The following is a 22081-nucleotide window of genomic DNA, read 5'->3' as shown; positions in this document are numbered from 1 at the left end:
CCGATTGATTTGCGGGTCAGGCCACGCGCGGTCCATGCTCCCCTCCGGGAGGATTGGGACTTTCATGGCCAAGATGCTGAAAGAAGGGGACGCGGTTCCGGATGTCACCCTGCAGGGGCCGGGCGGCGCGCCGGTGCGCCTGCGCGACCTGTTGGGTGACAAGGCGATGGTCATCTACTTCTACCCGAGGGATGACTCCCCGGGATGTACCGTCCAGGCCTGCAGCCTGCGGGATCAGTATCAGGACTTCACGGACGCGGGCGCGGACGTGGTGGGCATCAGCAGCGACTCCGCGGAGTCCCACGAGAAGTTCGTCGCCAAGTACCGCCTCCCCTTCCGGCTCCTCAGCGACCCGGATGGCGCGGCGCGCAAGGCCTTCGGGGTGGGCACCAACTTCCTGGGGCTGTTGCCCGGGCGGGTGACGTTCGTCGCGGACAAGGGCGGCACCATCCGCTACGCGTTCGACTCGCAGATCCAGGTGAAGAAGCACGCCGAGCACGCGCTGGACGTCGTCCGCTCGCTCACGGGCCAGGGAGCCGCGCCCACCCGTCCTGCCTGACAGACGTGTCTACCGGGCGTTTCCCGGTAGACTGATTCCCGCCGTCCCGGCCGTGGGAGCCGGGACGCCGCGCCCCCGTCGCGAGCAACATCGGGTGGGCCGGAGGTCATGTCATGCGGTTTCACTGGTTGCTGGGACTGTCGTTGTGCGTCGGCGGCTGCGCGAGCCTGACGAAGGACCTCCATGACGACCTGCCGGCGGACGAGGAGGTCCCGACCGAGGAGACGGTGTACCTGGTCCCGCTGGACGAGGCGCTCTTCACCATGCGGCGCGTCTTCGAGGAGCAGCGCTACGACGTCTTCGAGCGCGAGGATCACCACGAGCTCTACACGTCCGCGCACGAGCCCGGGATGAACCTGCCCGGCAACCGCACCTACGAGCGCTACTTCGTGAAGGGCGCGGCGCTGGGGCCGCGCCAGTCGGTCATCCGCGTCTTCCGCCTGCGCTACCGCGAGCAGGACACGAACATCGAGGTGAAGCCCAAGTGGCTCAACGAGCGCATCCAGGACGAGGAGAAGTACCTCTCCCGGAAGACGTTCGAGCGCTTCACGTTCGACGGCGTGCCGGACATGGAGGGCTTCAAGATGGTGCGCGGCACGCGCGACCTGCCGCTGGAGCGCAAGCTGCTGGCGAAGCTGGAGATGGTGCCGTCGCTGGAGCTGGTGGGGGGCAGGACGAACGCGCCCGTGCGCGCCGTGCAGGTGGAGGGCTGGGATGACGACACGGCCCAGCCGCCGCCGGTGAGGTGCGGCGAGCCGCTGCAGGGGGTGGAGCCGCTGCTCACGGCCGGGAACACGGTGCTGGTGGGGGATCCGCTGGGCACGCGGGAGCTGCCGGAGGCAGCCACGCGGATGCTGTGCGACGCGGTGGAGAAGAAGCTGTCGGTGGCGCTGGCGCTGTCCATGCCGTCGGAGGATCAGGGCGCGCTGGACGAGTACCTTGCCAGCGAGGGCCACGGCCCGGACCTGGAGCGGCTGCTGGTGGTCAGCTCGTTCTGGCGCCGCGTGTATCAGGACGGCCGCAGCAGCGGCGCGTTGCTGCGCCTCATCGAGCAGGCCCGGAGGCTGCGCGCGCAGGGCAACGCGGTGACGGTGCTGGCGTTCGACTCGAACAACGCCTCCGGCAACGCGCGCGAGGCGGAGATGGCGAAGAACCTCATCGCGTACCGCCAGGCGAATCCGGACACGTGGCTATTGGCGCTCGCGGGTGACGTGCACGTGCGCACGAAGCCGGTGAGCTGGAACAAGGACTTCGAGCCGCTGGGCTGGCGGCTGACGAAGGCGCTGCCCGGGTCGCCGGTGAAGGCGCTGGAGGTGGGCTTCGCGCGAGGCTCGCAGTTCTCCTGCCGGTTCAACGTCTGGGAGCAGGTGGACTGCAACGTCTTCGCGCTCAGCCCCTCCCCGGAGCTGCGCCAGGAGCCGGGCACGCCGCGCAAGGTGGCGATGTTCGACGCGCCCAGCGAAGGGGGCTTCCACGGCCGGCTCTGGGTAGGGGCGCTCAACGCCTCACCGCCGGTCATCCAGCGCGCCGCGAAGCCCGTGGTCCAGCAGTAGGCCCCGTGAAGCTCGCCGGGCAATGCTCACCTGCTCTGGGTGGATAATCCCTCGAAGACTTCCCATCCGCCTGGGGGCGTCGGAATGCCCAGCACGTCCAGGCACTCGCGGGCCTTGATGTTCCAGGCGGACTCAACGAGGTTGCCGGATGGCGCAGCGGCCAGCGATTCAGCGAGCTGCTTCACCCTGGGAGCCGCGGTCCTGAAGAGATCCGCATCCGGGCTGCCCCACGCCTTCGCGCAGTAGTCCGAGAGCGCCTCCATGCGTGACTGGAGTACCGCTCGCAGCTCTTCCGCTGGTGCCTGGGTGCACCACCGCTCGTAGAGACGAGGCGCGGCCAGCACGGTCAGGAGGTTGAGCGCCTCGACCACCTGGGTTGCTTCTTGAGCCCACGAATCCTCAGCCACAGATGGGTCCCAAGCGAGCGTTGAAAGGTGCCGTGTTGAAGACCCCTTCGCTCCAGCAGGCAGTAGGAGCGAGGAGTGTTCCTGTCGCTGCCGACGGGCACAAGCCCCGCAGCGCGGGCCCCGGACACACCGGAGCCCGCGCCTGGTGCGCCTACGGCAGCTTCGCCGCGAGGCTCACGCCGCTCACCACCAGGGCGTAGTCCGCGTCCACCGCCGCCGTCTCCGTGTGGGCGTCCTGGACCACCTCGTCCGCCAGGACCTCCACCGTCCACGTGCCCGCGGCGGGGTTCGCGAGGAAGACGTTCTCCACGGTGTCCACCTTGTTGGACACGCCTCCGGACGTGGACACGTTGCCCGCCGTCAGGCCGTTGTTGCCCCAGTACACCGTGCCGTTGGGCGCCGTCACGCGCAGGGACAGGTCGTTGACGCGCGCCCGGGCCGCGCCCACCGTGCCCATCGGGTCCGTGTAGGCCAGCGTGACGTTGAGCTCCGGCTCACCGCTGGTCACCGTGAAGGTGTACGTCCTGCTCCCGAGCGGCGCGAGGACGTCCGTCTCGTCGACGATGAACGTCTTCGGCGCGCGGTCGTACAGGCGCTTCAGGTCCGACGTGCCCCAGCCCTGCTTGTTGCGGTCGATGTCCGCGTTCGCGCCGCCCGCCAGCCAGTTGTACTTGGACGCGCCGTTGATCATCAGCGCCTTGGCCGTGGCCATCTTCGGGCGGCTGGTGAAGACGTCCGCCTTCTTGCCGTGCCCGGCCCACACGCCCTCGTGCCACATCTGGTGCAGCAGGCCGAAGTGGCCCGCCGTCTGCGGCGTGGCGGAGCTGGTCCCGCTGAACTCCGTGTAGGCGCTGTCCGAGGAGCCGTACGCCCCCCGCACGTTGTCGTAGTAGAAGGCCAGGTCCGGCTTGATGCGGCCGTCCGCCGCCGGGCCGATGCTCGCCCCCGACGACCAGCGGTCATCCGTGCGCGTCTGCGTGTTGTAGTGCCGGATGCCGCCCACGGAGACGATGTTCTTCGCCCACGCCTGCGGCCGGGAGTTGCGCGTGCCGGAGTTGCTCTGCGACTGCGTGCTCAGGATGGGTGCCTTGAACAGGTAGTCGTCCACCTCCGCGGAGATGGTCGTGTACGCCGTCGTCAGCGTGCTGCCCACGCTGGAGGTCTGGAACACCGCGCGGTAGGGGCCGCTCGGGTTGAGCAGCTCCTGGTTCATCGCGAGGCGGGACTTGGTGCCGCCGAACTGCGTGGCCTCCGAGTACAGGAAGAAGATGCCCTGCCCGCCCGGCAACAGGCCCTTGGCCAGCGGATCCACGCCCTGGGCGAAGTTGTGGCTGTAGCAAGCCGTCCCGTGCAGCGAACCGGAGGACGTGCCCGTGCTGTGGATGATGGGCGCGGTGGGCCACTCGCGGTGGGTGGTGCGCAGCTCGGTGTCGAAGATCTCCCCGCGCACGCCCTGCCCGTTCCAGCCCTTCAGCCCCTCCACGTAGTTGGCGCCGCCCGTCTCGCGCACGATGTCCATGTCCACCTCGCCGGGGCCACCCCAGCGGTCGATGAACTGCACCTCGTTGGCGCGCGCGACCGAGGCCAACTGCTCCTGGGTGAGCGTGGCCTCCACGCGCAGGCCGCCCGGCTCCACCAGGTCCACCCTGCCCCCCAGCCGCTCCACCAGCGCCGTCACGCGGGCCTGACGGGCCGCGCCGCCCTCACCCAGCATGATGGAGTAGCGCTGGGGAGCCAGAGCCGCCGCCCGTCCGAGCAGCGCATCCCGCAGCACCGGCTCCACGCGCCACTCCGGGTGGTAGTCCCCCACCCAGCGCACGGCCGGGAGCTGGGCCACGCGCGCGCGCACCTCCGACGGCATCTCCACCAGGTACGTGTGGTCCGACAGGAAGCGCAGCACCTTGCCGCCCGCGTTCTCGATCGTCTCCCGGTACTCCGGCAGCGGCGTGGCGTGGAACTGCACCAGCGACAGGGTGTTGTCCCGGTCCGCCACCAGCGCGTTGCCCAGGAGCGGCGCGGCGCGGGCCAGCGGGTCGAACGACGCCTCCGCCAGCCGGATGAGGTACTCCTCCTGCTGAACACGGCCCAGGAGCTCCGAGCCGCCGCGCGTGTACGCGGAGAAGGCGCGCTCCGTGCCGTCCGCCTGCCGCTCCCGCCAGACGTGCAACTGCACGCCCGTGTCCCGCACCACGTCCAGCGTGCGCAGGCCGCTGACCGGCCGCGCCGTCTGGTGGAACACCCACCCCGACGGCGTCGCCAGCGTGGTGCCCCCCGCCTTGAGCGCCGTCGCCACCGCCGCGCCCGGAGACGCCGCGGCCCGCGTGGCCGTTGAAGGGGTGCGCTCCGCCGCGAGCGCTCCAGCCGGAACCGCCAGGGTGCAGCCCAGCACCAGCGCCGTCACCGGCCGCCAGCCACCACGAGACGTCGAGAACCGCTTCCGCATGTTCTGCATGCCGTGCACTCCCTTCAAAGTGAGAAAAACCTGTAATACGTATTAAGGCCGTATTTCAAGTCCCTGCCACTCAGTTGCAATAGGGCGTGCTTTTTTCGCCGGGAGTGCGTCCTTCCGGTAGGTGCAGGTGGTTCTGGATGGGCGGAAGTGGCCGGATTCTCTCAAGACCCAGGAGTGCAAGAGCCACACACTGAGCGGAAACAAAGCGACCGAAAGACCGATAACCTCATTACCCATGACTTCCATCAATCCGAACCGTCCCACTCCGACCTTCCAGCCGACGCAGTCGACGGTCCCCGCCTCCCGCCCCGCGAGCGCGCCGCCACGGACGCAGCCGGCGGAAGCGCCCGCGTCGCAGGCCGCGGCGGAGCGCAACCGGGACTCGTTCTCGCCCGCCGCCGCGCTGCGCCCGTCGGGCCGCGCCCGGGTGACGACGCAGGGGGACAACTTCGTCCTGGAGGCCCAGGGCCAGGTGGGCAACCGCGGCTCGACGCCCCGGGGCGGCGTGCCGACGCGGCTGGGGCCGGTGAGCGCGGGCGGTTCGTTCGGGCTGCAGGGCAGCCTGCGCGTGGAGGTGCCTCGCGAGGCCGCCACGGACGCCATCCGCAACGGCCAGTTGCCCAACCCCGCCGCTCCGGAGACGTGGCCGGTGGGCACCCGCGCCCGGGCGGAGGTCCAGGGCCAGGCGGGCTTCAACGTGGGCCTGCGCGCGGGCCCGGGCAGGCTGGGCGAGCGGCTGGGGCTGAGCACGTCGTACGACCGCACCCAGACGCAGCGCTACGAGCTGCAGCGCACGTCGGAAGACACCGTGCGCGCCACGGTGACCAGCGACGGCCGCCAGCGGGACGCCACCAACATCCGCGGCCTGGAGGGCCGGCAGGATCAGCGCCTGGGGCACTCGCAGTCCGCGGACTTCAACATCCGCACGCCGGAGGGCCGCGCGGCCTATGACGACTTCATGCGCACCGGCCAACTGCCCCGGGAGAACGGCCCGGGCGTGAGCAACGTGCAGCGCACGGACACGCTGGATCAGACCCGCGACGGGCGCGTGCTGGGCCAGAGCGTGGCCACCTCCGAGCGCCAGACGCGGCTCTCGGCGGACGGCGCTGGTGATCAGACCGTGCGCCAGACGGACCGCAACGTGGCGGGCAGCACGCAGACGACGGAGATGCAGGTGGGCGCGGACGGCAACGGCCGGGCGCGCACGGCCATCAACGACTCCGTGGTGGCGACCACGACCACGCGTCCCGGCCAGCCCCCGGAGACGAGCTACGAGCTGACCTTCACGGATCCGAACGCGGCGGCCATCGCGCGCGGCGCCTTCTCCGGCGACGACGCGGCGGCGTCCGGCAGCGGCCCGTTCTCCGTGCGCCTCAACGAGCAGCAGGCGCGCGCGCTGGTGGAGCGCACCCTGGGCCAGGGCCTGCAGGGCGGCCAGCAGGCCCTGGACCGCGCCTTCCGCACGCTGTCCACGGGCGGGCAGCAGACCTTCGCCACGACGCTCTACAACTCGACCGTGGACACCCGGACCCCCAACGCCGCGCGCCGGCCGCTCGAGTCCATGCCGGCGGAAGCCCCCGCCCAGCCGCGCCCCCCGGCCGAGACCCCGCCGATGTCGTAGTCCCGCCGTCCCCAGGCGGGGTATGGGACCTCCCATCGATGAGGTCCCCTCCCCGCCCCGTTTGTCCGCATGCATGACGTGAACGCGCTGGTCGGCACGCACGACCTGCTCCTCCTCACGCTGGACACGCTCCGCTACGACGTGGCCCGGGAGGAGCTGGAGGCAGGCCGCACCCCCACCCTGGCCGCGCTGCTGCCCGGCGGCCGGTGGGAGGAGCGGCACACCCCGGCGAGCTTCACCTACGCCTCGCACCAGGCCTTCTTCGCGGGCTTCCTCCCCACCCCCGTCACCCCGGGCCGGCACGCTCGCCCGTTCGCCCTGCGCTTCGAGGGCAGCGAGACCACGGGCCCCGGCACCTGCGTGCTGGACGCGCCGGACCTCGTCACGGGGCTGGCCGGGCGCGGCTATCACACGGTGTGCATTGGCGGGACGGGCTTCTTCAACCAGCGGAACCCCCTGGGCCGCGTCCTCCCGGGCCTCTTCTCCGAGGCGCACTGGGCCCCCGAGCTGGGCGTCACCGAGCCGCGATCCACGGAAAATCAGGTATCACTCGCGGTGAAGATTCTCGGGTCGTTGCCCCGGGAACAGCGGGTGTTCCTGTTCATCAACGTCTCCGCGCTGCACCAGCCCAACCGGCACTACGTGCCCGGGGCGACGGAGGACTCCAAGGCGACGCACGCGGCGGCCCTGGCGTACGTGGACCGCCAGTTGCCGCCCCTGTTCCAGGCGCTGCGCCGGCGCGGCCCGGCGTTCTGCATCGTGTGCTCGGACCACGGGACGGCGTACGGCGAGGACGGCTACTCGGGACACCGGCTGGGGCACCCGGTGGTGTGGACGGTGCCCTATGGCGAGTTCGTGCTGCCGGTAGACTCCGCGCCATGACGCGCCTGGAGTCGATGCTCGAAGGGACGCCGTACGTGGCGTACCTCTACGGCTACCCGCACAAGACGGCCTACCGCCCGCTCACGCCCGCGCTGCCGCTGGAGGACGTCTGGGCGAAGGAGCGGCGCGACGCGCTGTTCCTCTACCTGCACGTCCCGTTCTGCGAGATGCGCTGCGGGTTCTGCAACCTCTTCACCGCCGCGGGCCCGAAGGAGGACGTCGTCGCAGCGTGGCTCGCCGCGCTGAAGCGCGAGGCCCGCCGGGTGAAGGAGGCGCTGGGACAGGCCACGTTCGCGCGGGCCGCGATGGGCGGTGGCACCCCCACCCTGCTGGACGTCGCGGGGCTGGAGACGGTGTTCGACCTGGCGGCGGAGCTGGGCGTGGACGCTCGCGACGTGCCCATGTCCGTGGAGGTGTCGCCGGAGACGGTGGACGCGGACAAGGTGGCGCTCTTGAAGGCCCGGGGCGTGGACCGGGTGAGCATGGGCGTGCAGAGCTTCCTGGAGTCCGAGGTCGCCGCGGTGAAGCGGCCCCAGAAGACGGCGCGGGTGGAGGCCACGCTGGAGCTGCTGCGCGGCGCGGGCTTCCCCACGCTCAACCTGGACCTCATCTACGGCATCGAGGGACAGACGGTGGAGACGTTCCTCCACTCGCTGGAGGCGGCGCTGCGGTACGCGCCCGAGGAGCTGTACCTCTACCCGCTCTACGTGCGGCCCCTCACCTTCCTGGGCAAGAAGTCGCGCGCGTGGGACGACCTGCGGCTGTCGCTCTACCGGACCGGCCGGGACTTCCTCCTGTCGCGCGGCTACACGCAGGTGTCCATGCGGATGTTCCGCGCGGCGCATGCCCCCGCGGCTCGCGGCGCGGTGTACCGCTGCCAGGAGGACGGCATGGTGGGCCTGGGCGTGGGGGCGCGCTCGTACACGGGCGCGGTGCACTACTCGACCGAGTACGCGGTGGCCTCGCGCGAGGTGCGCGGCATCATCCAGGCGTACAGCGAGCGGGACACGGCGTCCTTCGGGGAGGTGCGCTACGGCTTCGTGCTGGACGCGGCCGAGCAGCGCCACCGGCACCTGGTGCTGTCGCTGCTGGCGGAGGGCGTGGACCCGGGCGCGTACCGCCAGCGCTTCGGCACGGAGGCGAAGGCGGACTTCCCGATGCTCGCGGAGCTGGAGGCGCACGGGTTGGCGCGCGACGTGGACGGCGTGTTCCAGCTCACGGCCGCGGGCGTGGAGCGCTCCGACTTGATTGGCCCGTGGCTGGACTCCGAGGCCGTGCGCGCGCGCATGGCGGAGTACGCCTGGCGATGAAGCTCACCGTGCTCTACCGGGGCCCGCTCTCCGGCTGCAACTACGGCTGCGAGTACTGCCCCTTCGGCAAGTGGAAGCAGAGCGAGGAGGAGCTGACGAAGGACCGCGCGGACCTGGCGCGGTTCCTCCAGTGGGTGGAGTCGCGCACGCGGGACACCGTGTCCGTGTTCTTCACGCCGTGGGGCGAGGCGCTCATCTGGCCCTGGTACCAGCAGGCCCTCGCGAGGCTGACGCACCTGCCCCACGTGGAGCGCGCGGCGGTGCAGACGAACCTGTCCTGCCGGCTGGACTGGCTCCCGGACTGCCGCACGGAGAAGCTGGGCATCTGGGCCACGTACCATCCGGAGTGGATGAAGCGCTCTCGCTTCCTCGCGCAGTGCCAGCGGTTGTCGGAGCACGGCGTGCGGCACAGCGCGGGCATGGTGGGCTTCCGGCGCTTCGCGGACGAGGCGGAGGCCCTGCGCCGCGAGCTCCCCGAGGACACGTACCTGTGGATCAACGCGGTGAAGGACGGCCTGGAGGCGTACACGCCCGAGGACGTGGAGCGCTTCACCCGCATCGACCCGCTCTTCCCGGTGAACAACACGCGCCATCCCAGCCGGGGCCGGGCCTGCCGTGGCGGCGAGTCCGTGCTGTCCGTGGACGGTGACGGCACCGCGTACCGGTGCCACTTCATCAAGGAGCCGCTGGGCAACCTCTACGCGCCGGACTTCGACGCGGCGTTGAAGCCGCGCCCGTGCTCGAAGGACACGTGCGGGTGTCACATCGGCTACGTGCACCTGGAGTACCTGGAGCTGGATCGCGTCTTCGGCTCCGGGCTGCTGGAGCGCGTGCCGGCGACGCGGCTGTGGACGGGCGGCGCTCAGCGCAGCGCTTCGCGGATCTCCCAGTCGTAGACGGACAGGCCGTCGCGCGTGAGGCCGGGGAGCAGGTCCCCGAAGGCGTTCGCCTCCAGCACGCGGTGGCCGTGGAAGAAGTCCTCGAACATCAGGTCGATGCCCACGTGGAGGCAGTCGTGCGCGCGGGCCACGGCGCGGCAGCTCTCCAGCGCGGCCTCCAGCTCGCCGGGCGGCACCGCAGCATGAAAGGCATCCAGGTCTCCCCGGTAGCCGCCCAGGTGCAGGTTGGTGATGGGCAGGCGGCTCTGGCGCACCACGGTGAAGACGGGCTCGCCGCTGATGGTGACGACGCGGCAGTCGAACATGTCCCCGCCCAGCCGCGCCTTCGGCCGGGACTCCTCCACCTGTGAGCCTTCGCGCAGGAGGAAGGCCAGCACCGCGTCCACCTCCCGCGCGTCCGTCACGCGGCGCACCTTGAGGGAGTTGAACCAGCCGGTGGCGCTCCGGTGCAGGCTGGTGAGCAGCGACCCTGGCCCCCTGCCCGGCCGGTACACGGCGAGGCACGACGCGGACGAGCCGCAGGACAGCTTCACGAACGCCTCGCGGAAGTCCGCCTCGCGCAGGGCGTGGCGCAGGGCTTCAGGTGTCGTGCCCGGGGCCACGTCCAGGAACGGCGGCACGGGGATGCCCAGGCCCGCGTACCGGCGCGAAGTGGTCCGCTTGTCGAACAGGTCCGCGATGGCGCCGGGCGAGGACAGCACGCGCCAGCGGGGGCGCTGCGCGAACCGGGCGGACAGGTCCTCCAGCACGCGCAGGAAGCCCAGGTGGTGCTGCCGGGGGCACAGCACGCGGCCGTGTTCCTCCGGCAGGGCATCCAACTGCTCGGGCGTCACGGTGTCGCAGCCGGCGGCGATTGCATCCGCGAAGCCGCGCTGGAGGAACAGGCGCTCCACCGCCGCGTCCTCCCCCGCCGCGTCGATGCGGACCAGGCGCTCCGTGTCGGGCAGCTCCAGGAGGACGTCCGGCGTCCGGGCCACCGTCTCCCACGCCACCACGTGCGCGGGAGGAAGCCCGGCGCGGACCAGGGCCTCCTGGAAGAGCGTGACGCGCCGGTTCCCGGGGTTGCCGATGATCAGGAACGGCGGCATGGAGACGGGCTACTCGCCCACGGCGGCGTAGCGCGACTCTTCGTCGTAGGGCGTGCGCTGGTTGCCGCTCGCCACGGACTTCGCGACGGTGGCCACGGTCTTCTGGCCCGCCTTCGTGAGGAAGTTCTGGGTGACGTCCAGCGTCTTGAGGTGCGCGAACGCCTTGGCGTTCTGGGCCAGCGTGTCCGCGCCCGCGTCGGACATCGTGCCCATGGACAGATCCAGCGCTTCGATTTGAGCGAGGATCTTCGACCTGGGCAGCGCCGCGCACAGCTCGTCCGTGAACTCCGCGTTGCGCAGCCCCAGCTTGCGCAGCGCCGGCACGCCCTCCGCGTCGAGCAGCGGCTGGAGGTCCTTCACGCCGCCGCTCGCGCCGTAGTTCTCCTGGCCGAACCAGATCTCCAGCGACTCCAGCTTCGGCCACTTCGCCTTCACGATCTCCTTCACCGCGCCCTGGTGGAGGCCACCGGTCTCCACGGTGAACGAGCGCAGCTCCGGCAGGTCGATCTTCCCGAACCCGATCTCACCGCCGCGCACGCGCAGCTCCTGGAGCTGGGGGTAGGCCTTATAGAGCGCCTTGAGGTCGCCCACCTGCGTCCAGGAGATCTCCGTCTCGTCCGGGAACTCGAAGTCGCCGATGAACAGCGAGCGCAGCGGCGGGGCGGGCTTCGCCTTCGCGAGCACCGCCAGCGCCTCGTCGTAGTCGTTCTCGCCATCGAAGCTGGCCATGCCGAGCGTCAGCCGGCTCAGGAACCGCGCGGACGGGTGGGCCAGCAACTCGGCGAGCAGGTCCGGGATGTCCGCCGTGGAGTCGTAGTCCACCTGGCCCAGGCGGGCTTCGCGGATGAAGCCCAGGTGCCACTCCAGCTTGAGGGTCTCGTCGGAGACGGCCTCCGCCAGCGACTCGCCCAGCAGCTCGTTGGCGTGGGCCTCGATGAGCGTCGCCACCTTCTTGCGCGTGGCCGCGGGCGCCTCCAGCGCGGAGTGCTGGAGGAGGATCAGCTCGGCGCGCGGGTCTCCCTCGCCCTTGAGCCATTCGGCGTACGCGAGGTAGCCCTTCACGTCGTCGGGCTTCGCGAGGATGGCGGCCTCCAGGTCCGGGTTGACGGCGGACTCGGCGGTGGCCTCCCCGCCGTCGTCACCCTCCCCGGCCTCGACGCGCGTGTAGCCCTTGCCTTCCTTTTCGCGGATCTGCGAGTCGTAGGCCTTCTTCGCCTCCGCCTTGGAGTCGAACTCCTCGACCTTCTCCTGGCCGTCGGTGCCGATGCGGCCCCAGCGCTTGGTCAGCGTGGTGCCCTCCAGGGTGATCTCCCAGAACTTGCTGGAGCTGCCTTCCGTGAACTCGAAGCGAGGCATCGCGTGTCCCTTTGGCGAAGAACGCCCGGGACGCTAGAGGAGCCCTCCGGCAACCTCAAGGCTCAGGGGCGCAGCAGCACCAGCTCCACGCGCCGGTTGAGCTCGCGGCCACGGGGAATCAGGTTGGGGGCCTTGGGGTTGCGGTCCCCCAGGCCCACGGCCTCCACGCGGGACGGGGCCACGCCGGCGCGGATCAGCATGTCCGCCACGGCGCGGGCGCGGGCGTCGGAGAGGCTCTGGCGCGCGGGCTCGGGGACCTCGCGCGAGTCGGTGTGGCCCTCGACGCGCAGGCGCGCCTTCGGGTCGCGCACGAGCAGGTCCACCGCCAGGTCCAGGCCCGCGAGCGAGGCCTTGGCGGGCACGGGCTTCTTCTCGTCGAAGCTGAGGGGCTGGGGCAGCTCGATGCGGCCCTCCTGCACCTTGGCGGCCTTGGCGGCCTTGGGCGCGGGCACCAGCGCGAAGGCGAGCGACGTGTCCGCCCCGGCGGCCAGCTCCACCTGGCGCGTCTGCGCGAGGAAGCCCTCGGCGATGAGGTCCACGGTGTACGCGCCCGCGGACAGGGCCACGTCCTGCGGCTTCTTGCCGGGCACGGTGAGCTTCAGGGGCTCGCCCGCGCCGCGCACGAAGGCGACGGCGGAGGTGGGCTTCTTCGACGTCACCTGGAGGCGCAGGCGGCTGGGGGCCACCAGGGGGCGCTCCACGGGCGGCGTCACGGAGACCACGGTCGTCGTGGGCTTCACGCCCGCGTCCGGCGGCGGCGTGGGCTGCGCGACCTTCACCGGGGCGCCGGCGTCCACGGGCGCGGGCTTCACGAGCGGCGGCGCGGTGACGACGGCGGGCTCGTCCTTCAGCGGCTGGATCATCTCCGCGGTGACGGCGTGGGAGAGCTTGAGCTTGAGGCGCGGATCCGGCGCGTTGGGCACGACGCTGGGGGACGCCTTCACCACGACGCGCAGGCCGCGCTGGGTCTGGAAGCCGACGGAGGCGGTGATCTTCCAGAGGAAGCCGTTGGTCTCGCTGAACAGGCTCCAGGAGCCGTTGGTGTACGTGACGCGCGAGACGAGGGTGTGCTCGCCGGGTTCGACCTTCAGGTTCGCGAGCCGGTGGACGCCGGGCGCGTTGAGCTCCTCCAGCGACGGGACGGCGAGCGGCTCGCCATCCAGGAGGAAGTCGGTCTCCACGAGCCGGTAGCCGTCCTCCGGCTTGAAGCCCGCGAAGAGCACCTGCACTTCGGAGGGCGACTCGGGGACCATGTCGCGCAGTTGGCGTTCCAGCTCCGCGCGCACCTGTTCCTCGCGGGTGGTTTCAGCCGCGAACGCGCCCGGGGCGAGGAGTCCTGCGAGGACCAGGGACCCGAATTTGAGGAAGGTGGAATCCACGAGACGCCACGCAGCATGGCACAAGGCGCCCCGGGACGATGCAGGGATACAGCCCTGTAGGGCGAGCAGGCGTGCGGGTCCGTCAAGTTTCGGGGATCCGGTTGAGGGCCTGGCGGTGAATCCCGCGTTCCAACCAGTCCTGGCGTGGCGAGGCCGGGATGGATCATCCTGTTCCGAGCATGGATCCACGGCCCGAGTCCCCTCCCACGGCTGTCCCCTCCACTCCCAAGGCGGCCTCCCGTTTCTCACGGCGGGCGTGGACCTGGAGCGCGGTGGGGGCGGTGGTGACGCTGGGGATGCTCGCGGGGATGGTGCGGGTGGAGCGCACGGCGCGAGGCCCGGTGCTGCTCCATCTGGGCGAGTGGGTGGACGTCCCTGCCCCGGCCGCGGGGCGAGTGATGTCGGTGGACGTGGGGCTGACCGAGCCGGTCAAGGCCGGGCAGGTGGTGGCGCGGCTGGAGACGGCGTCCGGGGAGGCGCAGGTGGTAGCGCCGCTGGAGGCGAAGGTCGGCCGCGTGGCGGTGAGGAAGGGGGCCCAGGTGGAGGCGGGGCAGCCGGTGGTGGCGTTGATGAACCGGGACGTGATGCCGTCGCTCTACGCGCTGTTCCCGGAGGACTTCCGGTCGGAGCTGGCGCCGGGGATGACGTTGGAGTTCCAGATGCCGGGCATGCCCCACCCGCTGGACGCGGTCATCGAGCAGGTGGAAGGCCCGGAGGCGTCGCTCCAGTTCGCGAAGGCGCAGGGGCGAGACGGGGCGTACCCGAAGGGCGCGGTGCTGGTCCGCTCGCACGTGCCGGACCGGACCTACGAGCGCGACGGCAAGACGCGCGTCTACCAGGACGGCGAGTGGGGCCGGGGGCAGGTGAAGCTGGGAACGCAGCGGCTGCTCGTGTCGTGGTTCCCGGGCCTGCGTGATGCGCTGCCGTGAGGCGGGCCTTGTCGGGCTCCTCCCAGCCTTGGTGCTGGGCTGTGGAGGCTCGCGTCCCATCCCTGGGGTCGTTCAGGGCTCCAGCGGGGATCCGCTTGTGAGCATCCCGGGGCCCATGCCCGGCTTCGGCCCATTCGATTCGTTCTCGGATGCCCTGCAGGCCGCGTGTCCTCTCATCCTGGGCAAGCCGCAAGCCACCGCGGGCAGGCCGGCCGGGCAGAACTTCCAACTGCGTTGGCGCCTCTCACGCGAGTACTGCGCCTGGCTGTATTACACGCCTGACCGGAAGTACGAGATGAGCATGCTCGCGGCGGGAGCGTTGCATGATGATCCCCAGAAGCGCACTTGCAGCCTCCCGTCGAGCGTGGACGACGTGCGCTATGCCCCGAACAGCCTGGGCTACGTCTTCGTCCTCCACAACCACCCCTACGACAACGTGTTGTCGGACCGCGACATCCGGTTCATCGTCGACATGGCGATCGAACATGGTGTGACGGTGAAGACGTACGCGGGGGAGGTTCCACTCTCCATCGTCGCCTTCTTCTCCCTCTCCGATAGCCTGGAGCACCCTCCGTGTGACGGGTTCTTCCAATACATCCCCGCGACCGGCGAGTTGTTGCGGTGGCTGCGGGGCGACGACGGCTGGGGACGACAGATCATCGGCCGGGTGGAGTGGCTCGACAGCACGCGCTATCGCATCGTACGCGAGTAAGGACATGGGTCTTCGCCATGGAGGAGCGCGGAAGATGAAGCGACGCGCGTCGTTGTTTCTGCTGGGAGTCGCCGCCGCCGGGTGTGCGCGTGGGTTCGTGGCCGGCGCTGCTCCGGTAGAGGATGACCGTTCGATTTCATTCCCGCAGTTCTTCGAACAGGCGCCGATCCAGGTCGGCACATCCGGGCAGCCCGTCGTGCTGGATGGAGCCGTGCTCCGCGCCCTGACCCTGGCGGCGGATGACGCTCTGCCTCCGGACCGGTCTGACCTGCGGTGCATCGAACGGCGCACCGCTCATGTCTTCAGGGTCATCCAGCGTGACGACATCGTCTTCGTTCGCATCGATGTGGACCCGTTGGCATGCGGCGGAAACCAGCCGGGGCTCGACTCAGGGGTCCGGTATGCCATCAGCCGTGATGGCCGAATTCTCCGCCGTGTCCTGGATGGAATGGAGCCGTACCTGCCCTCAGGGGATGGCGGTGTCCTGGAGAAAGCCGCGCCGGGTGTCTCACCCACCTTCGACCCGGCGCATCCGCGTCCCCTGCCCTTCCTGGACGGAGCGTTGGATGCTGGCGCTGCCCCTGACGCTCAGACGCCCTGACGCGACAGCCGCCGCTCCAGGCGCTCCAGGCGGAGCCGGTGTTCGTCGGGCAGCTCCACGGGGGCGGCGAGCCTGGCGTGGTACAGGGCCCGGGGCAGGTCCTTGAGGGAGTGCTCGTAGAGCTTCGTCAGGGACAGGTGCAGGACCGCGCCCTGCCCGGGCTTCGCGAACGTCAGCGCCCGCTGCAGGTGCGCCACCGCCGCCTCGCAGTCCCCCGAGCGGCGGCACAGGCGCGAGGCCAACACCAGCGCTTCGATTCCCACCGGGCCTCCGCTCTCCGCCGCGGCCTTCGCGAAGGTCAGCGCCCGCGCCGCGTCCCCTGCCCTCTCCGCCACCTGCGCGAAGCCCAGCAGATCCCGGGGGTCCTGCCGCTCCGTGCCTTCCGACTGGAAGCGGCGCACCAGGTCGCCCATCAGCGCCGCCAGCAGCAGCAGGTCCTTCTGGTTGTGCTCCAGCACCGGCACCAGCTCCGAGCCGTCCGTGCCTCGCAGGAAGCGGAAGTACAGCTCCGGGATCAGCGAGCCGTCCACGTCCCCCACCCGGTGATGCCCCAGCACCTTCGACTCCAGGTGCACCAGCCTCGCGCCCTCGCCCCGGTGCTTGAAGACGCGCCGCGCGCAGTGCAGCAGGTCCAGGTGCGGCAGCTCCTTGGGCACCGGCACCCGGTTGAGCACGAAGCGCGTGCGCAAGAGCGGCCAGTCGAAGCTCTTGCCGTTGTACGTCACGAGGCAGGACGACGACGCCATGCGCTCGGCCAGCAGGCGCAGCAGGGGCGCCTCTTCTCCCATGCGCCGCAGGAAGAGCTGCTGCACGCGCATCGAGCGGCCTTCGAACCAGCCCAGGCCCACCAGGAACGGCACCGTGCCCGTGCCGCCCGCGAGCCCCGTCGTCTCCGTGTCCAGCATCAGCATCCGCGTGAAGTCCACCGACTCCAGCTCCGGATGCAGCGCCAGCCCCGCCACCAGCCGCGCGTCCACGTCGAGCGCCGCCGCCACCGGCGCCATGCCGTGACGGTGGTCTGGCGCATACACCTGCTCGGCCACGTGCACCGTGCCGTGCGGCGTCGACCGCGCCTCCACCGGTAATGCGCGCGGCTCGGGGACCGGCGCCACCGCCTTCCGAGCGGACGCCGTGCCCTGACGCTCCGCCCAGAACGACAGCATCTGGCGCAGGGTTTCAACCCGCGGATCCGCGGGGCCGTCCACAGCGCCGCCGCGCTTCGCCGCGAACCGACGGCGCGCCTCTTCGCGCAGGTCCACGAGGCCGTCCGCGTGCCGGGCCTCCTGGGAGGAATCGTCCTGCGGAGGAGGCTCATCGAGGGCAGGCTCCCCCTCCCCGTCCATCGACATGCGCTTGCGCAGCGCCTGGACCAGCACCTCCGCGAGGGTGGTCGTCCCCGCCTCTTCCACCGGCGGAATCCGAGCCACCTCCGGCGCATCCACCGCGGGTGTCTCCACCGCCGGAGCCACCGCCACGGTGTTCACGGGCGCCCGGGCCTGACTGCCGGGGCCCGCGCTGGTGAGTCGGGACAGCTTGCGCTTCAGGTCCATGCCGCGCCCGTGCTCCTCACTGCACCCCGGCGACGCCGAGCGCCGCCAGCAGGTCCAACGCCAGCCGCTTGCGAGGTTGCGACCCCGACGGCGCGCTCCCCGGCTGCCCACCCGCCGCCGGCCCGATGCACGCCGGACACCCGTCCTCGCATGGGCACGACTCCAGCAACTTGCGCCCTCGCAGGAGCAGCTCCTCGCGCTGATCGTACAGCCGCGCCGCCAGCCCCACGCCGCCGGGCACGTTGTCGTAGAGGAACAGCGTGGGATCGAAGCCCACGCCCCCCTCCTTGCGCGGAGGACCGTCCGGCTCGTCCTTGCTGCCCAGCGTGCGGCCCAGGTCTCGCGGGTCGCTCATCAACCCCACGCACGCCACCGTGCGCAGCGCGGACCCCAGCCCTCGCAGCGCGTCGATGACCGCGGGCCGGGGCGCGTCCATGCTCCGCACCACCGCCTCCGGCACCGTCAGCCACAGCGCCGACGTGTGCATCTGCATCTCCGGCAGCCGCACGTCGCCGTAGCCCACGTTCTCGTGCGTGTGGAACTTGATCTTCTTGTAGCCGACCACCTTCTCGATGACGGACACCTCGCCCAGCCCCGCGTGCAGCGAGGGCCCCAGCGGCGCGCCCTGGTCCTCCTGGATGACGCTCACGCGCACGTTCGTCATCGCGTCCGTGAAGTAGTCCGGCGCCACCTTGCGCACGAACGCCTTGTGGTTCTCCAGGTCCAGCAGCTCCACCTGGTACTGCTCGGAGTCGTGCTGGTAGATGGCCTGCTCGTGCAACTGCGTGTGCGCCGAGCGGAAGTCCATCTCCGCCAGCGTCTTGTCCGTGCCGCGCTCGATGACCACCACGTTGTCCCAGCCCACGCTGCGCAGGGACACGTGGTGCGCCGGATACGCGTCCGACGACCAGTGGAACATCCGCCGCCCGCCCTCCGGCGCCTGCGACGGGTGCACCACCTGGTGCTGCGTGAGGAAGTCCAGCGCCTCCGTGGTGTTCTCCACCGGCACGTCGCCGAACGCGTCCCCTTCCTCGAAGGGCAGCTCGAACGCCGCGCACTTCAGGTGCTGGACCAATATCTCCACGTTGTCCGGATCAATCCGCGCGTGCTCCACCGGCGCGCCCGTGAGCGCGCGCGGATCCGCCGCGAAGTACTGATCCAACGGCGAACTGGACGTCACCAGCAGCGCCAGGCTCCCCATGCCGCGCCGGCCCGCGCGCCCGAAGCGCTGCGCCAGCGCCGCCACGGAGCCCGGGTAGCCTGCGCACACGACGGCATCCAGCGACCCGATGTCGATGCCCAGCTCCAGCGCGTTGGTGGCCACCACGCAGCGCACCTCGCCCGCGCGCATCGCGGCCTCCGTCGCGCGCCGGGTGCCCGGCAGGTAGCCGCCCCGGTAGCCCTGGATGAGCGACGGGTCCAGCTTCTCCTCCACGAACCGGTCGCGCAGGTACTTGAGCATCACCTCCACGTTGTTGCGCGACTGGCCGAACAGCAGCGTGGACACCCCCGCGCGCACCAGGTCCGAGGTGAGCCGCACCGCGCTCTTCAAGTAGCTCGCGCGGATGCCCAGCTCCGCGTTCACCACCGGCGGGTTGTAGACCAACACCCGGCGCTCGCCGGACGGCGCCCCGCTCTCCGACACGAGCGCCACCTCGCGCCCCAGCATCCGCTCCGCGTGCGCCTTCGGGTTGCCGATGGTCGCCGACGCCAGGATGAACGTGGGCGACGCGCCATGGAACCGCGCCACCCGCTGCAGCCGCCGCAGCACGTTGGCCAGGTGCGAACCGAAGACGCCCCGGTACGTGTGCAGCTCGTCAATCACCACGTAGCGCAGGTTCGCGAACAGCCGCGCCCAGTTCGCGTGGTGCGGCAGGATGCCCGTGTGCAGCATGTCCGGGTTGGTGAGCACCACGCCCGCGCGCTCCCGGGCCGCCCGCCGCGCGTCCCCCGGCGTGTCCCCGTCGAAGGTGATGGCGCCGTGGCCCAGGCCCGCCTCGCGCATGAAGGCGCGCAGGGACTCCTCCTGGTCGCGCGACAGGGCCTTGGTGGGGAACAGGTAGAGCGCCCGCGCTTCCGGCTCGCGCGCGAAGCGATCCAACAGCGGCAGGTTGTAGCAGAGGCTCTTTCCGGACGCGGTCGGCGTGGCGATGACCAGGCTCTCCCCGTCGCGGGCCCGCTCGAAGGCTTCGGCCTGGTGGCAGAAGAGCTGCTCCACGCCCCGGCGCTTGAGCGCGTCCCGGACCTGCGGGGACAGCCCCTCCGGCAGCGGCGCGAACACGCCGGAGCGGGCCGGTGTCACGGCGTCGTGGACGATGTTCGGCCACACCTGCCGGTCCGTGCGCCACCCCTGGAGGACGGCGTCCAGCCCGCGAGCCCCCGACCACGGCGTGCGGCGCGGGCCGGAGAAGGCCTCGGTTTCCTTCTCGGGCTTCATAGGGCCGGCCACTGTACAGACGTGTACCCGGAAGGACAACGCGCGTCAGGACCTCCCGCGTCGGTCCTTGGGGGGCCCATCACCCACATTCGCCCCCGGCAGTAGCCGGCCCGATTCCCTGCTGGACAGGCGGCTTCGGGGGACCTCGACGGGCCCGAGGCGCGGACCCTAGTGTCCCGCGCCCGTGGCGCTCGCGATCTTCCTGTTCACGTACATCTTCATCGCCGGGGCGAGGCTGCCCTTCATCAAGCTGGACCGCCCCGGAGGTGCCCTGCTGGGCGCCACGCTGATGGTCGTGGCCGGGGTCGTCACGCCCGCCGAGGTGTTCGGCCACAGCGCGGACCGCGATCAGCAGGCCATCGACATGGACACGCTCGTCCTCCTGCTGGGGATGATGCTGCTGGCCGTGTACCTGGCGCAGGCGAACTTCTTCCGCGCCGCCGGGGCCAAGGCCCTCAAGGTCGCGCACACGCCGCGGCTGCTCCTGGTGGCCGTGACGTTCGTGAGCGCGTTCCTGTCCGCGTTCCTCGTCAACGACACCGTGTGTCTGTTCCTCACGCCGCTGGTGCTGGTGGTGGTGGCGGACGCGCGCCTGCCGCCCGCGCCGTACCTGCTGGCGGTGTGCATGGGCAGCAACAGCGGCTCCGTGGCCACCTTCACCGGCAACCCGCAGAACATGCTCATCCAGGGCGCGTCCGGCCTGGGCTACGCGCGGTTCGCCGCGTACATGGCCCTGCCCGCGGTGCTCTCCACCGCCGTCGTCGCCGTGGCGCTGCTCTACATGTTCCGCAAGGCGCTGCCGTCCGCGCGCTTCGACACGCACCCGCCCCCGCTGGAGGTGGACCGCCGGCTGCTCGCGCTGGGGCTGGGCGGCCTGCTGGGCGTGGTGGTGGCGTTCTTCGCCGGCCTGCCCATGAGCTGGAGCGCGCTCGCGGGCGGCGTGCTGGTGATGTCCCTGTCCGGGCACGAGCCGCGCGAGGCCCTGGAGCGGGTGGACTGGGTGCTGCTGCTCTTCTTCGCCAGCCTCTTCGTCGTCGTGCACGGGGTGAACAAGGCGGGCTGGGCGGAGGAGATCCGCCACGTGTTCTCCCCGCTGATGGCCGGGCCGCCCTGGCGCGAGACGCTGGGCTTCGCCGTCCTCACGCTGGTGGCGTCCAACCTCTTCAGCAACGTGCCCTTCGTGATGCTCGCGCGGGCGTGGGTGCCGGCCATGCAGGAGCCGGAGCTGGCGTGGCACGTGCTCGCGCTGGGCTCCACGCTCGCGGGCAACCTCACGCTGGTGGGCAGCGTGGCCAACCTCATCGTCTTCGAGGCCGCGCGCGGCAAGGTCCGCATGGGCTTCGTGGACTACCTGCGCGTGGGGGTGCCCGTGACGCTGATCAGCTTCGCCGTGGGGCTGGGCGTGCTGCTGGCCGAGCACGCCCTCTTCTAGGCGTCCGGATCCGGCAGCTCGCCCGGGGGGAGCTGCTGCTCGGGCGGCGTGGGCGCCGGGGCGCGCTCGGGCGCCGGGGTGACGGCGGAGGGCACGGTGTCCGGCGCGGTGCTGCCCGAGGGGGCCGCGCCCTTGCGGTTCTTGGGCGTCAGGTCCTTCACGAACATGTCCGCCACCTTGTCCAGCAGGTCCGTCATGGCCAGGCGGAACAGCTCCGGCTCCTTGCCGACCTTGAACGGATCCAGGTGCGGCGCGCCCTGCTCCACCGCGTCCAGGTCGAACGGCCGGCGCCACAGCTCCGAGCGCCCGTCCAGCCGGAACATGCGCCCGTACCCCTTGAGGTAGGCCCCGGCGTGCCCGTCATCGCTGCGCATGCCGTAGTCCTGGATGACGAACTCCACGATGGTGTCCGCGCCCAGCGGGGCCATCAAGTCGTAGTCCGGCGCGTTGGCGGGCACCTCCTCCACCAGGAAGCTCTCCAGCGCGGAGGCCACCCGGGCGGGGTCCACCGCGTCCGTCCAGGGGGCCTCCTCCGGCAGGCGGGACAGGGTGGTGACGCGCAGGCGCTCGGAGAGCTCGAAGCGCGTCACCGCCTGCTGCAGCTTCACGGTGAGCCGGCGGTCCGCCTCCTTGGGCTCCAGCTTCTTGAGCTTGTCGGAGTACGCGCTGTCCTCCTGGAACACCTTGCTCTTGGGGCCCGCGCCGTCCTCGATGCGGGAGATGAAGGCGGGCCGCTGGACCCGGTCCAGGTCCGCGCCGGACAGGCGCTGGGACGCGCACCCGGCGGTGAAGGCGACGAGGACTGCGGCGAAAAGGAGGCTTCGGCTTCGCACCATGGGCCCCAGGCTATCCCATCCCCGTCCCCCTGGCCTGTTTGTGACCCACCGGAGGCCTGGGGAGTGTCCAGCGCTGAT

The 22081-nt window shown here is 71.1% G+C and carries 18 protein-coding genes; 10 read left to right on the top strand and 8 right to left on the bottom strand.

Annotated elements, in window-relative coordinates; all coding sequences use genetic code 11:
- The first annotated feature begins 64 nt into the window (after nt 1-64).
- Both K8612_RS24085 and K8612_RS24080 read left to right on the top strand, forming a co-directional pair.
- Nucleotides 65-559, top strand: coding sequence for a peroxiredoxin (locus tag K8612_RS24085; protein WP_014396984.1), 495 nt, complete (start codon nt 65-67; stop codon nt 557-559).
- A gap of 113 nt (nt 560-672) precedes the next feature.
- A complete protein-coding gene (locus K8612_RS24080; RefSeq protein ID WP_223764014.1) occupies nt 673-2112 on the top strand; it encodes a hypothetical protein in 1440 nt (479 codons plus the stop codon).
- A gap of 26 nt (nt 2113-2138) precedes the next feature.
- On the opposite strand, the gene K8612_RS24075 is transcribed toward K8612_RS24080, so the two are convergent.
- A complete protein-coding gene (locus tag K8612_RS24075) occupies nt 2139-2483 on the bottom strand; it encodes a hypothetical protein (protein ID WP_223764013.1) in 345 nt (114 codons plus the stop codon).
- Between the two features lie 187 nt (nt 2484-2670).
- Nucleotides 2671-4971: a S8 family serine peptidase gene (locus K8612_RS24070; RefSeq protein ID WP_223764012.1), complete on the bottom strand. Its 2301-nt coding sequence runs from the start codon at nt 4969-4971 to the stop codon at nt 2671-2673.
- Nucleotides 4972-5206: 235 nt separating this feature from the next.
- Here K8612_RS24070 and K8612_RS24065 point away from each other — a divergent pair, with 235 nt between their 5' ends.
- From K8612_RS24065 to K8612_RS24050, 4 genes are all read left to right on the top strand, one after another.
- A complete protein-coding gene (locus K8612_RS24065) occupies nt 5207-6592 on the top strand; it encodes a hypothetical protein (RefSeq protein ID WP_223764011.1) in 1386 nt (461 codons plus the stop codon).
- Between the two features lie 69 nt (nt 6593-6661).
- Nucleotides 6662-7474: an STM4013/SEN3800 family hydrolase gene (locus K8612_RS24060; RefSeq protein WP_223764010.1), complete on the top strand. Its 813-nt coding sequence runs from the start codon at nt 6662-6664 to the stop codon at nt 7472-7474.
- Complete coding sequence (locus tag K8612_RS24055) at nt 7471-8784, top strand: STM4012 family radical SAM protein (RefSeq protein WP_223764009.1); 1314 nt, start codon at nt 7471-7473, stop codon at nt 8782-8784. Before K8612_RS24060 ends, K8612_RS24055 begins: the two co-directional genes overlap by 4 nt.
- A complete protein-coding gene (locus K8612_RS24050) occupies nt 8781-9680 on the top strand; it encodes an STM4011 family radical SAM protein (protein ID WP_223764008.1) in 900 nt (299 codons plus the stop codon). Before K8612_RS24055 ends, K8612_RS24050 begins: the two co-directional genes overlap by 4 nt.
- Here the strand turns inward: K8612_RS24050 and K8612_RS24045 are convergent.
- The 3 genes from K8612_RS24045 to K8612_RS24035 all read right to left on the bottom strand — a co-directional run bounded on the left by K8612_RS24045 (nt 9647) and on the right by K8612_RS24035 (nt 13506).
- Nucleotides 9647-10771: an STM4014 family protein gene (locus K8612_RS24045; protein ID WP_223764007.1), complete on the bottom strand. Its 1125-nt coding sequence runs from the start codon at nt 10769-10771 to the stop codon at nt 9647-9649. The genes K8612_RS24050 and K8612_RS24045 overlap by 34 nt on opposite strands.
- A 9-nt stretch (nt 10772-10780) precedes the next feature.
- Nucleotides 10781-12127 carry a WGR domain-containing protein gene (locus K8612_RS24040; RefSeq protein WP_223764006.1) on the bottom strand — a complete coding sequence of 449 codons (1347 nt, stop codon included), beginning with the start codon at nt 12125-12127 and terminating at the stop codon, nt 10781-10783.
- Between the two features lie 62 nt (nt 12128-12189).
- Nucleotides 12190-13506 (bottom strand): OmpA family protein, encoded by a 1317-nt coding sequence (locus K8612_RS24035; RefSeq protein ID WP_223764005.1) that lies wholly within the window; start codon nt 13504-13506, stop codon nt 12190-12192.
- Nucleotides 13507-13685: 179 nt separating this feature from the next.
- Here K8612_RS24035 and K8612_RS24030 point away from each other — a divergent pair, with 179 nt between their 5' ends.
- The 3 genes from K8612_RS24030 to K8612_RS24020 all read left to right on the top strand — a co-directional run bounded on the left by K8612_RS24030 (nt 13686) and on the right by K8612_RS24020 (nt 15748).
- Nucleotides 13686-14435, top strand: coding sequence for a biotin/lipoyl-containing protein (locus K8612_RS24030; RefSeq protein ID WP_223764004.1), 750 nt, complete (start codon nt 13686-13688; stop codon nt 14433-14435).
- Between the two features lie 97 nt (nt 14436-14532).
- The gene (locus K8612_RS24025) at nt 14533-15147 is read left to right on the top strand and encodes a hypothetical protein (RefSeq protein WP_223764003.1); all 615 of its coding nucleotides are present in this window, start codon (nt 14533-14535) and stop codon (nt 15145-15147) included.
- Between the two features lie 34 nt (nt 15148-15181).
- Nucleotides 15182-15748, top strand: a complete 567-nt coding sequence (locus K8612_RS24020; RefSeq protein WP_223764002.1) for a hypothetical protein — start codon at nt 15182-15184, stop codon at nt 15746-15748.
- On the opposite strand, the gene K8612_RS24015 is transcribed toward K8612_RS24020, so the two are convergent.
- Complete coding sequence (locus K8612_RS24015) at nt 15736-17298, bottom strand: ribonuclease H-like domain-containing protein (protein ID WP_223764001.1); 1563 nt, start codon at nt 17296-17298, stop codon at nt 15736-15738. The genes K8612_RS24020 and K8612_RS24015 overlap by 13 nt on opposite strands.
- 16 nt (nt 17299-17314) lie before the next feature.
- Nucleotides 17315-19735 (bottom strand): DEAD/DEAH box helicase, encoded by a 2421-nt coding sequence (locus K8612_RS24010; RefSeq protein ID WP_223764000.1) that lies wholly within the window; start codon nt 19733-19735, stop codon nt 17315-17317.
- Nucleotides 19736-19919: 184 nt separating this feature from the next.
- Here K8612_RS24010 and K8612_RS24005 point away from each other — a divergent pair, with 184 nt between their 5' ends.
- On the top strand, nt 19920-21167 hold the full coding sequence (locus tag K8612_RS24005) for an SLC13 family permease (protein ID WP_223763999.1): 1248 nt from the start codon (nt 19920-19922) through the stop codon (nt 21165-21167).
- Here the strand turns inward: K8612_RS24005 and K8612_RS24000 are convergent.
- Nucleotides 21164-22003 (bottom strand): hypothetical protein, encoded by an 840-nt coding sequence (locus tag K8612_RS24000; protein WP_223743066.1) that lies wholly within the window; start codon nt 22001-22003, stop codon nt 21164-21166. The genes K8612_RS24005 and K8612_RS24000 overlap by 4 nt on opposite strands.
- Nucleotides 22004-22081: the final 78 nt, after the last annotated feature.

The sequence above is a fragment of the Corallococcus sp. AS-1-6 genome (assembly GCF_020037015.1).
Lineage (GTDB): Bacteria > Myxococcota > Myxococcia > Myxococcales > Myxococcaceae > Corallococcus.
The sequence above is the reverse complement of the archived record's forward strand: the minus strand, read 5'-3'. Positions and strand labels throughout refer to the sequence as shown.